The organism is Paenibacillus sp. F411 (genome assembly GCF_017582705.1).
Lineage (GTDB): Bacteria > Bacillota > Bacilli > Paenibacillales > Paenibacillaceae > Paenibacillus_AQ > Paenibacillus_AQ algicola.
This window is the reverse complement of sequence record NZ_JAGFIP010000011.1, coordinates 1-12527: the sequence shown is the minus strand read 5'-3', so window position 1 is coordinate 12527 and position 12527 is coordinate 1. Positions and strand designations below refer to the sequence as shown.

8 protein-coding genes and 1 rRNA gene are annotated in these 12527 nt (G+C 54.3%); 7 read left to right on the top strand and 2 right to left on the bottom strand.

The window, feature by feature from the left end:
* Positions 1-390 precede the first annotated feature (390 nt).
* From JJQ72_RS12405 to ligA, 6 genes are all read left to right on the top strand, one after another.
* A complete protein-coding gene (locus JJQ72_RS12405; RefSeq protein WP_208203870.1) occupies positions 391-1323 on the top strand; it encodes a glycosyltransferase family 2 protein in 933 nt (310 codons plus the stop codon).
* 82 nt (positions 1324-1405) lie between these two features.
* Positions 1406-2332, top strand: coding sequence for a glycosyltransferase family 2 protein (locus JJQ72_RS12400; protein ID WP_208203940.1), 927 nt, complete (start codon positions 1406-1408; stop codon positions 2330-2332).
* Positions 2329-3729 (top strand): undecaprenyl-phosphate glucose phosphotransferase, encoded by a 1401-nt coding sequence (locus JJQ72_RS12395; protein ID WP_208203869.1) that lies wholly within the window; start codon positions 2329-2331, stop codon positions 3727-3729. The genes JJQ72_RS12400 and JJQ72_RS12395 overlap by 4 nt, the downstream gene beginning before the upstream one ends.
* Positions 3730-3972: 243 nt before the next feature.
* A complete protein-coding gene (gene pcrB / locus JJQ72_RS12390; protein WP_208203868.1) occupies positions 3973-4671 on the top strand; it encodes a heptaprenylglyceryl phosphate synthase in 699 nt (232 codons plus the stop codon).
* Positions 4672-4746: 75 nt separating this feature from the next.
* Positions 4747-7077 (top strand): DNA helicase PcrA, encoded by a 2331-nt coding sequence (pcrA, locus tag JJQ72_RS12385; RefSeq protein ID WP_208203867.1) that lies wholly within the window; start codon positions 4747-4749, stop codon positions 7075-7077.
* Between the two features lie 67 nt (positions 7078-7144).
* Positions 7145-9160 (top strand): NAD-dependent DNA ligase LigA, encoded by a 2016-nt coding sequence (gene ligA, locus JJQ72_RS12380; RefSeq protein ID WP_208203866.1) that lies wholly within the window; start codon positions 7145-7147, stop codon positions 9158-9160.
* A 105-nt stretch (positions 9161-9265) separates the two neighbouring features.
* Here the strand turns inward: ligA and JJQ72_RS12375 are convergent, their stop codons facing one another.
* Together JJQ72_RS12375 and JJQ72_RS12370 are read right to left on the bottom strand one after the other, a co-directional pair.
* Positions 9266-10519: an MFS transporter gene (locus JJQ72_RS12375; protein ID WP_208203865.1), complete on the bottom strand. Its 1254-nt coding sequence runs from the start codon at positions 10517-10519 to the stop codon at positions 9266-9268.
* A 145-nt stretch (positions 10520-10664) separates the two neighbouring features.
* Complete coding sequence (locus JJQ72_RS12370; RefSeq protein WP_208203864.1) at positions 10665-11936, bottom strand: molybdopterin-dependent oxidoreductase; 1272 nt, start codon at positions 11934-11936, stop codon at positions 10665-10667.
* Between the two features lie 477 nt (positions 11937-12413).
* On the opposite strand from JJQ72_RS12370, the gene JJQ72_RS12365 reads away from it, so the two are divergent.
* Positions 12414-12527: ribosomal RNA gene (locus tag JJQ72_RS12365) — 16S ribosomal RNA — on the top strand; the annotation flags it as partial.

Here is a 12527-nt window from a genome sequence, read left to right as displayed (position 1 = left end):
TTCAAGAGTAAACTCAACCTAGTTACCTGTCAATGCTCTGAGATGAAGCCAGTCTGTCCCTAGTGCATTCCCATCTCCGCATGTTAATCTTTGATAGCCGAATACTACATACTTGTTTGGACTAGTTCCAGCATGAACGGGGGCAGATTCGCAGACGATTTTATCAACCTCGGTTGTTTTCCAGTCGGATGCCGTAGGAACACCAGTCGTAAACGCTTGTCTGTTAAAAAGAAACCGCTCGTTCTTAGGAATATAAATTGGCAGCAGCTATTTTCCGGTTATATATTCGCTTATAACATCACTGCCTAATGACACTGATGCTATTTTTGAGTTAGGACTTGCTAGCGAATATTCCGAAAATCCAGTACCAATATACAAGGAGGGAGCCGCGTGGCCCGAAAAGTACAGGTTCTCTTGTCCGCTTATAACGGAGAACGATACATACAGCAGCAAATAGAAAGTGTCATGGAGCAAAGCTGGCGCGAGGTGTCCCTCTTCATCCGCGATGACGGTTCCAGCGATGGTACCCTCAAGGTGATTCAGCGGCTGGCCGAGCAATATCAAGGACGGATTACCTGGGTGCAAGGGGGAAATCTCGGGGTGATCGGCAGCTTCCTCGAGCTGCTGAAGATGTCGGATGAAACAGCAGATTACTATTGCTTCTGTGACCAAGATGACGTGTGGCTGCCCCACAAAGTGGAATCGGCGGTGGAGAGGCTGGAATCTGATGCAGATCAGCACAGACCACTAATGCATTTTACTTCAACGACGCTGACAGATGACAGACTTCATGAACAAGGCAACTGGCCGAATCCGCCTGCTAAGAAGCTATCATTTTATAATGCACTTGTGCAAAATGTTGCAGTAGGGGCAACGATGACGTTGAATCGCACTGCTCGACATTTTTTCGTCAACCATGATCAACCAGATGTGAGGCATATCATCATGCACGATTGGTGGTTTTACATGATGGTATCTGCATTCGGTAATGTTTATTACGATTTAAAGCCTTCTATGCTGTACCGCCAGCATGGAAATAATGTAGTGGGCGGCACCAACTCATTGTTCAGAATTACGTTAAATAAGTGGAGCAGCTTTAAGAAGCATGCCGGAAAGAAAATCTTATATCACCAGGCACTAGAGTTCTACCGGGTTTATGGACATAATCTGGATGCGGACAAAAAGAAACAAATTACATGGTTCCTTCAATCACGGGGTAACTGGATGGATAGGGTGAAATACCTTAAGGTTTCCAAGCTTTATCGTCAATCTCGAGGGGAGAATCTACTCTTCAAAATATTGATACTAATAGATTACATATGATAAGCAATCCTACCACCCCCTTCCAGCTTTACCTGTGCTATAATGTCGATAGATTGATAAACTTGTCAGGAGTTTTTACATGATCGATTTAAGTATTCTTATCGTAAATTACAATACCCGGCAGCTGACCGTGGACTGTCTGCAGTCTGTTTATGCTTCGCGCACCGCGTACACCTATGAGGTCATTGTGATCGACAACGACTCGCAGGATGATTCCGTAGCGGTGATCCGGAAGCAGTTCCCGCAGGTCACGCTGATTCAGAACCGGGAGAATACCGGCTTTGCGAAGGCCAATAATCAGGGGATGGAGATCAGCGAGGGGCGGTATCTATTGCTGCTGAACTCCGATACGCTGGTGCAGGACGATACGCTGCAGGTCATGCTGGACTTTATGGAAGAGCGCACAGACCTTGGGGCATCGGGCTGCAAGGTGGTGCTGCCGGATGGCGGGCTGGACAAAGCGTGCAAGCGCGGGTTTCCCACGCCATCGGCTTCCTTCTATTATGTGTCGGGTCTGGGCAGACTGTTTCCGCAAAAGCGGGAGTTTAACCAATACCAGCTGGGCTATCTCGATCCGGATCAGGAATATCCGGTGGACTGCCTGGTCGGGGCGTTTATGCTCGTGCGGCGGGAGACGGTTCAGCAGGTGGGCGGCCTGGATGAGACCTTTTTTATGTACGGGGAAGATATTGACTGGTGCTACCGAATCAAGGCGGCGGGCTGGGGAATCCATTACACACCGCGTACGCAGATTGTGCATTACAAGGGCGGCAGTGCACGCCGGCGGTCGTTCAAGATTATTTACGAGTTTCATCGGGCGATGCTGCTGTTTCACCGCAAGCACTATCACAAGCGCTATAATCTATGGATTAACGGAGCGGTCTATCTCGGCATCGGCTTCAAAATGACGCTCTCCCTGCTTCTCAACCGCTTGAAGCCCTCCCGGCCGGCCTTGCGCCCGGTGACGACTGCTGCGCCGGCTCCTGCAGCCGTGGAGGTGGAATCGTGATTCGGCGGAATCAAGGATTTCTGACCAAATTATATATGCTGATGGATTTCGCCGTCGTACAGCTGGCGTTTCTGCTGGCCTGGTGGATCAAGTTCGAGAGCGGCTGGCTGCCGTATGAGCATCCTTTGCCGGTCGAGACTTACGGCGGGTGGAGCGTCGTGTTTGGGGCGGTGGCGGTCATCGTGGGCTCCATGGTGTCCTTTTATTCTCCGAAGCGGAAGCAGCGCTTTGCCGACGAATTCATTAAGATTATAAAAACCCATTTCATCAGCATGTTTGTTCTGCTCAGCCTGATGTTCTTCTTCAAGGAGGTCGATATCTCCCGGATGTATCTGGCGCTGTATATGGTACTGAACGTAGTGTTCATCTCGCTGTACCGGTACATCCTGAAGAGGACACTTCAATATTTCCGCGAAAAAGGCTATAACCGCCAGTTTGTGCTCATCATCGGGGCAGGCTCGCTGGGCCGGCGGTTCTACAAAAACCTGAACCAGCATCCCGCACTCGGCTACGAGGTAGTTGGCTTTCTGGACGATTACCAGCAGTGGAGCGAGCTGGATGCGCGCAGGTATAGTCCGATTCTCGGCACGGTGGAGGAGCTGGAGCATGTACTGGCTGCGAAGCTCGTGGATGAAGTGGTGCTCGCGCTTCCGCTGCTTGCGCATGACAAATATCCCGGCATTATCGAGGTCTGTGAAAAAGCAGGCGTGCGCACGCTCATCATCCCGGATTTCTTCGACTTTTTGCCGGCGCGTCCGGTGTTCGATAACTTCGCGGGGATGCCGCTCATTAACGTGCGGGACATTCCGCTCGACCTGGCGGTCAACCGCTTGTTCAAGCGTGTCTTTGATATCGCCTTCTCGCTGGCGGCCATATTGCTGACGCTGCCGGTAATGGCGCTCATTTATGCCGGCATCAAGCTGACGTCCCCGGGACCCGCGATCTTCAAGCAGGAGCGGATGGGGCTGAACCGGCGTACATTCCATATGTACAAATTCCGCTCTATGAAGCTGCTGCCGGAAGGTGCGGAGGATACCGGGTGGACGGTGGAGAATGACCCGCGGCGCACGAAGCTGGGCTCTTTCCTGCGCCGGACGAGCCTGGATGAGCTGCCGCAGTTCTTCAATGTGCTGATGGGTCATATGAGCGTGGTGGGGCCAAGGCCCGAGCGGCCGTATTTTGTTGAGCAGTTTAAGGAGGCCGTGCCGAAGTACATGGTGAAGCATCATGTGCGGCCCGGCATTACCGGCTGGGCACAGAGCAACGGACTGCGGGGCGATACCTCGATTGAGGAGCGGATCAAGCACGATATCTTTTACATCGAGAACTGGTCTCTTCTCTTTGACGTCAAAATCATTCTGCGCACGATCCGCAACGGCTTCAAGAATGCCTACTAGCGCCTCAGTGCGTCCGGCAGCCGGCTGTCCGGCGGCGGCTCTTGAAATGCCAGTCATCCACATTTTCGCTTACTTGATAAACCAGGCCTGACGCCTCCTCAAAGGGAGTAGCGTCAGGTCTTTCCTTGTTAATCCCAATTTTCAAAAAATGTTCGCATGATATACGAACATCAAATTGACTTGCAACTCATGCTGTCATAGACTTATTCTAGCAGGTTAACCGTTAACGTGGAGGAATGACGCTTGAAAGACATAATCAAGTCGTGGAGGCATGTGTTTAAGCTGGATCCGGAGAAAGAGCTCTCGGAGGAGGCGCTGGAGGCTCTATGCATGTCAGGCAGTGATGCCATCATGGTGGGCGGCTCGACCGGCATAACCTACGAGAACACGGTCGATTTGATGTCCCGGGTCCGCCGGTTTGAGCTGCCTTGTGTGCAGGAGGTCTCGGATCTGGAGGCTGTAGTGCCTGGCTTCGATCTGTACCTGACACCGATGGTGCTGAACACCGAGGATGTCACCTGGATTCTGGAGCGCCACCGCCAGGGCATTGAGCGTTACGGCTATATGATTCCGTGGGAGCTTGTGGTGCCGGAAGGGTATATTGTGCTGAATCCGGAGGCTGCTGTAGCGAAGCTGACGGGAGCGAAGGCAAGCCTTACGGAAGATGCAATAGCCGCTTATGCCCAGATTGCGGACAAGCTCATGTTGCTGCCGATCGTGTATCTGGAGTACAGCGGCATTTTTGGAGAGATGGATACCGTTCGCCGGGTACGCCGGGGACTGGAGCAGGCGCGGCTTTTTTACGGGGGCGGCATTACAGGCCCGTCACAGGCCACAGAGGCTGCAAGCGCAGCCGATACGGTCATTGTAGGCAATATTATATATGATGATTTGGAGCAGGCCCTGTCCACGGTGGCAGCGGTAAAAGGCACTGCCGAATAGAGGAGTCCGGAGCGGCCCTGATGCTGCTGCGCCGTGCGCAGCTGGAGACAACGATGAATAGGAGGCTTTTGTATCATGCAGCCGATTGACATACACGAGGCCATTAGCCGCCTCAATCCCCCGCAGCGCCAGGCGGTTGAATCTACCGATGGACCGCTGCTGATTATGGCGGGTGCAGGCTCGGGCAAGACGCGAGTTCTGACGCACCGTATTGCGTATCTGATTGCTACGCGCAAGGCACCGCCATGGAGTATTTTGGCGATCACGTTTACGAACAAAGCAGCTCGGGAAATGCAGGAGCGGGTATCCCGATTGGTCGGGAATGAAGGAAGAGATATTTGGGTATCCACCTTCCACTCCATGTGCGTGCGCATTCTGCGCAAGGACATTGAGCGGATCGGCTATACGTCCAACTTCAGCATTCTGGACTCTACGGACCAGCTTTCGGTCATCCGCAGTTGTATGAAGCAGCTGAATATCGATCCCAAGAAGTTTGAGCCGAAGGCCATTCAGGCCATGATGAGCACCGCCAAGAATGAGCTGATCACGCCGCAGCAGTACGAGCATAAGGCCGCAGATTATCTGGAGAGCATGACCGCCAAGGTGTATAAAGAATACCAGAAGCGCCTCAAGAGCAATAACTCGCTCGATTTTGATGACCTGATCATGTCTACCATTCAGCTGTTTAAGGAAGTGCCGGAGGTGCTGGATTTCTACCAGCGTAAATTCAAATATATTCATGTGGACGAATACCAGGATACGAACCGGGCGCAGTACATGCTGTGCCGGATGCTGGCTGACAGCCATCACCGGATCTGCGTGGTGGGGGACAGTGACCAGTCGATTTACCGGTGGCGCGGCGCGGATATCAGCAACATTCTGAATTTTGAAGAGGACTATCCGGAGGCCCGCACCATTATGCTGGAGCAGAACTACCGGTCTACGTCGAACATCCTGAGCGCGGCGAACAGCGTCATCGGGCTTAACTCCGGGCGCAAGCCGAAGAATCTGTGGACCGATCAGGGCGAAGGCTCAAAGATCAAGGTGTTCCGCGGGGATACAGAGCATGATGAGGGCTATTTTGTCACGTCAGAAATCAATAAAAATGTGAAAAACGGCCAAAACTATCAAGATCACGCCATCTTGTACCGTACAAACGCCCAGTCCCGGGTGATCGAGGAAATTCTGATTAAATCGGACATTCCGTATCAAATTGTCGGCGGCATCAAGTTCTACGATCGAAAAGAGATCAAGGACATGCTTGCCTACCTGCGTCTCATCTCGAACCCGGACGATGACGTCAGTCTGACGCGGATTATTAACGTGCCGAAGCGAAGCATCGGGGATACGACGGTAGGCAAGCTGGCGGCAGCAGCGACGGAGCGGGGCGTCTCCGTGTATCGGGCACTGGAGGTTGTGGATGATCTCGGCTTTGCGGGGCGTACCCGGAACGCGCTGGTGGAATTCTACGATATGATTGCTTCTCTGCACCGGATGGTGGAGTTTCTGTCGGTGACCGAGCTGAGTGAGAAAATGCTGGAGCTGTCCGGCTACCGCAGCGAGCTGAAGAATGAGAACACGATTGAATCCCGCTCACGCCTGGAGAACATCGACGAGTTTCTGTCGGTAACCCAGGAGTTTGAGAAGAACAATGAGGACAAGTCGCTCGTCTCCTTCCTCACCGATCTTGCACTCATTGCAGATATTGACTCCATGAACAATGATGGCGAGGAGGACCGCAGTGATGCTGTTGTCCTGATGACGATGCACAGTGCGAAGGGACTGGAGTTCCCGGTGGTATTTATCATTGGTATGGAGGAGGGAGTATTCCCGCACAGCCGCGCCCTGATGGATAATGAGGAGCTGGAGGAAGAGCGCCGGCTGGCTTATGTCGGAATTACCCGGGCGGAGCAGCAGCTATTCCTGTCCTGTGCGCGGATGCGTACTCTGTTCGGACGGACGACAGCGAACCCGGCTTCCCGCTTCCTGGATGAGATTCCGGACGAGCTGAAGGAGGATACCCACATCGCCCGTGACCGTTACCGCCGGGGTGCTGGAGCTGGCGGCTCTTATGCGGGCCGCGGCTTTGGCGGCAGCGGGGGCGGCAACTTCGGGGCAGACCGCACAAGAGATCTGTCTCTTGGCGGCTCGACCGCCTCCGCCGTACCTTCTGCCAGCAGCCGCGTTACCGTAACGAACGGACCGGTATCCCGCACGGCAGCCGGCGCCAGCAGCGCCGGGGCCTTCCAGGCCGGTGACAAGGTGGCCCATGGCAAGTGGGGCACCGGCACCATTGTGTCCGTGAAGGGCAGCGGCAATGATACGGAGCTTCAGATTGCGTTTCCAGCGCCGGTTGGCGTCAAGCGCCTGCTCGCCGGCTTTGCGCCCATCACCAAGGTGGAGTAGCGCTTAGCTGCATGAGCAGGGCTTTCCCGCCATGCGCCATTTTTTATCAAGGAGGATGTCCCCGTTCATGAATGCCAAGGACCAGATGGAGAAGCTGATCGCGGAGCTGAACAAATATAACTACCATTACTATACCCTGGATGAGCCGCTCATCAGCGATAAGGAATACGACGCTATGTATGATCGCTTAATATCTCTGGAGCAGGAGAGCGGAATCGTGCTGCCGGACTCTCCAACCCAGCGTGTGGGAGGCGAGATCCTGAAAGGCTTTGCGCCACACCGCCATCTCGCCCCCCTGTGGAGCCTGGACAAGGCGCAAAATATTGAGCAGCTGCGTACCTGGCATGAGCGCGTCGTCCGGCTCATAGATGATTACAACGCCAAGAACCCGTCCAACCCGCTGCCGAAGCCTGGCTACGCGCTGGAGCTGAAATTCGACGGATTGACTCTAAATTTGACCTACACGGACGGTAAGCTGGTTCAGGCATCGACCCGCGGCAACGGCGCCGTGGGCGAAGGCATCCTCGCTCAGGTCAAGACCATTCGCTCCGTGCCGCTGGACATTCCATTTACGGACGGAACGATTGAGGTGCAGGGTGAAGGCATTATGAACCTGTCGGTGCTGGAGAAATATAACCAGACAGCGGCAGATCCGCTGAAGAATGCGCGGAACGCCGCCGCCGGAGCGCTGCGGAACCTGAACCCGAAGGTGACTGCCGAGCGCCGGCTGACCGCGTACTTCTATAACGTTGGCTATTCCGATGGCGTAAGCTTTCAAAATCATAAGGATATGATGGATTTCCTGCGGGAGAATCGGTTTAAAGTGAATCCGTATATTTTTTATTTCCAGAGCTTTGACGATGTCATGGAGCAGCTAGCTGACATTGAAGCCAAGCGCGCCTCCCTGGACTACCTGATCGACGGCGCGGTGATGAAGCTGACGGACATGCGCACGCGGGAGATCCTTGGCTACACCGATAAATTTCCGCGCTGGGCCGTGGCCTACAAGTTCGAGGCGGAGGAGACGACCACCGTCCTGGAGTCTGTTGTCTGGAACGTAGGCCGCACCGGCAAGGTAACGCCGCTCGCCCGTGTCGAGCCTGTGGAGCTGGCTGGGGTGACGGTACAGAACTGTACGCTGAACAATGTCGGGGACATTGAGCGCAAGAATCTGAAGTACGCCCTGGGCACGCGTGTGTTCATTCGCCGCTCCAACGATGTCATTCCGGAAATTCTCGGCAAGGTAACAGAAGAGAATGACGGGGAAGAGATTCAGTATCCGGAGCAGTGTCCTTCCTGCGGTTTTCCGCTGGAGCAGCGCGGGGCTCACTTGTTCTGCAATAACAAGTCAGGCTGCAAGCCGCAGATCATTGCGAGAATTTCGCATTTTGCTTCGCGGGACGCGATGGACATTGAGACGTTCAGCGACAAGACGGCTATTCAGCTGCATGAGGAGCTGGGAGTCAAAGAGCCTGCAGATTTGTATACGCTGGAGTTTGACAGCCTGGTCAAGCTGGAGCGCTTTGGGGAGAAGAAGGCCCAGAACCTGCTGGATGCTCTGGAAGCCAGCAAAGGCCGCGATCTGGCCGCCTTCCTGTATGCGCTGGGCATTCCGAACACGGGCAAATCGACCACCAAAATGCTGGCAGACCACTACCGCGACCTGAGCCGGATTATGGAGGCTGACGCGGAGGAGCTGGTGGAGCTGCCGGATGTCGGCGGAATTGTGGCAGAGTTCATTGCAGGGTATTTTGCCGATCCATTCAACCAGGCCTCTATTGAGCGCATGCTCTCACTCGGGGTTCAGGCCAAGGCGCCGGAAGCGCCGGCTGTGATCAGCAGTGATTCCTTTTTCAGCGGCAAAACCGTCGTGCTCACCGGTACGCTGCACCTGCTCACCCGGGATGAGGCAACGGAGAAGCTGGAGGCCCTGGGCGCCAAGGTCACCGGCAGTGTATCGAAGAAAACAGACCTGCTGATTGCAGGCGAGAAAGCCGGCAGCAAGCTGGCCAAAGCCAAACAGCTCGGCATCTCTGTGCTGGAGGATGAGGAAGAGTTCGTTCGGCTGTTGAACGAGGGCTAACCATTCGGATGGATCAAAAAACACCGTATCCGCACCTGAATTCAGGTGCTGGGATGACGGTGTTTTTGACGTCTGGCAGTCTTCCTAGATCTGCCTTAACGCAGGCTACTCTTTAGACCATTGCTCGATCACCCGGTCCTTGGGCAATAGGAACGAGAACAGGCCCAGCAGCGGCAGGAAGCTGGCGGCGATCATCACATTGCCGATGCCCCAGGCGTCGCCCAGGTTGCCGAGCGCGAGAGCGCCGACCCCGCCCATGCCAAAGGCGAAGCCTGTAATGAGGCCGGATACCGTCCCGATGTTGCCAGGGTGCAGCATCTGGGCATACACGACAGTGACCGAGAAGCTGGAGAGCAGAATGAAGCCGCCGATCGTAAGCAGCACGCCTGCCCAGAACAGGGATACATAGGGCAGCAGCAGCGCGATAGGGGCTGTGCCCACCATGGACAGCATAATCAGGTTACGGCGCCCGAAGCGGTCAGCAAGCGGTCCGCCAAAGAAGGTGCCGACCGCCCCGGCAGCAAGGAACAGGAAGATGTAAATTTGAGCATCATCCAGGCCGATCCGGTAAGCGTCCATCAGATAAAACGCATAGTAGCTGCTAATTGCAGCCCCGTACCAGGAGCGCACGAATACGAGCAGCACGAGCACCAGCGTCGCATGACGGATGCTGCGGCGGCGCGCCGGATCCAGAAGGCGGCCCTTGGCGCGCTTCGTAAAGGTGTATCCGGCGTCTAGCATGGAGCGGTACCAGCGGGCCACATAGCTTTGCACGGCGACCCCGGCCGCAGCGATGAAGGTGAAATAGAACGCCCCGCTTTGACCCAGTGGTACAAAAATAAACCGTGTCAGCAGCGGCGCCAATGACTGTCCGGCGTTACCGCCCACCTGAAAGATGGACTGGGACAGGCCCTTGCGCATCCCTGCTGCCATATGAGCTACGCGCATGCCCTCGGGATGGAAGGTGGCCGAGCCGAGGCCGATCAGGATGACCGCGAACAGCACCAATATGTACGAGCCCGCATAGGCAAGGATCCCGACACCGGCAAGGGTACAGCACATTCCGAGCGGCAGCAGGATCGGCCGGGGCTTGCGGTCTGCGGCATAGCCGATCACCGGCTGGATGATAGAGGATGTGAAGTTGATGGCAAATGAAATCCAGCCGATCTGCGTGAAGGTTAACAGCAGGTTCTCCTTCAGAATGGGAAAAATCGCCGGAATCACCGCTTGAATCGAGTCATTAAACAAATGTACAAAGCTGATTGCGAGCAATATCCGGTACACGGTCTCCTGCCCCGCACCGCGGTCTGCAGCAGGAGTGGGTGCCGGCTTGGCCAGCTTCAGCGACTTATCCGCCATGATGTTCTCTCCTAACATGGGCTATCATTTCAGCATTGCTGGGGAGTGTGCCCTAATGAACAACCTTAAGACCTTTTTCCACGAAAGACAACACTTAATTTCCAAAAAAGCTTGCATGGCGAGTCGTTCACACGCTGTTACAGTCTCAGCTTTTCTTCGCATCCGGAATCCATGCGTCCTTGTCATAGCCGCGAACCTCCCAATATCCGGAGTAATCCCCTTCAATCAGCTCAATGCGGTTGAGCCATTTGACGGACTTGTAGGCGTACATCTGCGGCGTGACCAGACGCACCGGACCTCCGAGCTGGCTCGGTATAGGCTTGCCGTCATGCAGAACAGCGACCATCACATCATCCATCCGGGCCTGCTCCATCGTTAAAGAATCGGTATACACCCCGTCGCCGGAGTAGAACTTCACCGTTTGGGCCTTGCTCTGCACGCCTGCCAGATCCAGCAGCTTGGAGAGGGGGATGCCTTCCCAGGTGTTCTGATAGACAGACCAGCCTGTCACGCAATGGAAGTCACTGACCTGAACCTCTCTATTCATCGCTACAAATTCTTCCCAGCTCCATTCCAGCTTCTGATCCACCAGGCCATCCACCGTGAACGACCAGTTACTATTGTCAAAAGTAGGGATGTCAGTTACCGTGTACACGCGAAAATTCCCCTGCGCCCCTCCGCCAAGCGGCGGTGAAGAATCTGGAAGCGGCACTGGCTCGGGAACGAGCGCATTGGCATTGCTTGCGACAAAGCCCGTAGAACCGGTGGATTGCATCGTTTTGTTCAGCCAGCTCAAAAAGGTAGGCCCCAGCGTCAAGGCAAGCCCCGTACCTGCTGCGGCTTTAATGAACCCTCGGCGGGTGTATAGCGGCTGCGGTGCTTCAGGCAGGGCTGCCGGAGCTTTATCTCCTGCTGGTCTATGGCTGTTCGCAGCTTCAACGGATAAAGCTCGCCGCTGCGGCTCCTTCAGCCATTTGGTGCGGGTGATAGAATGGTAGATCATAACCGGAAGGCCAATCCAGGTCAAAAGATCGTGAATGAACAATGCGGCATTTGCCGCGCGCGGACCGGCCAGGCGGAACTGCCACAGCACGATACCGGATACCAGCCAGCCGAGGAGCAGGAAAAGCACGAACACAACGTTCGCTTTTTGCCCTGTTCTGCCCTTGAGCCTTTTCCAGTGCTTGGCGGCCAGGAGCAGGTAGTACACGACAGGAATTAGCAGGACGATACCGACCCCGATATGTGCCCATTTGAGCCACACCCGTCCGGCGCCGAGGATTTCTCGCCAGAATCCGCCTACCAGCAGCAAGCCGGACAGTGAGAGGAACAGAACAATCCAGGCGTTCCAGGCATGGATCGAGGTGAGCTTCTTGCCATAACCTTTTCGGATCCGGCTCAGCCATGTAGTTTTCATCGTCAACATCCTCTCTAGGCAATGATTCATTATGTATGCATTTCTCGACAACGACAGCAGCAACAGAAGTGCAAAAGTCACCTTATCCTTAATGTACCGCAAAACACCTCCCCTGAATAACTGATAATCAACCTATATATGAAGAAAAATCAAACAAACACGTGGCAAAGTCCTTATGGAGAAGGGTGAATTCAGGGTGCTAAAAACTTTTTTGAAAAAAGGGGTTGTAAATGTCTTGCTGACATGATATATTATTTCTTGTCGCTTGCGAGGTAAGCTTGAGAGAGTGGTCAAGAGGTTGAATAAACTTGTTGACAGATAGCAAGCAGACATGGTATGATAAACGTCCTGTGTGATTGAGAGAAATGATGCAGGAACCAACCAAGTTCTTTGAAAACTGAACAAATGGAACTCGTTAATAAAATGGATTCATGATGAATGAATCGTCAGTTTTGAAATGAGCAATTGAACTCAACTTTCATGGAGAGTTTGATCCTGGCTCAGGACGAACGCTGGCGGCGTGCCTAATACATGCAAGTCGAGCGGACTTGATGAGGAGCTTGCTCCTCTGAAAGTTAGCGGCGGACGGGT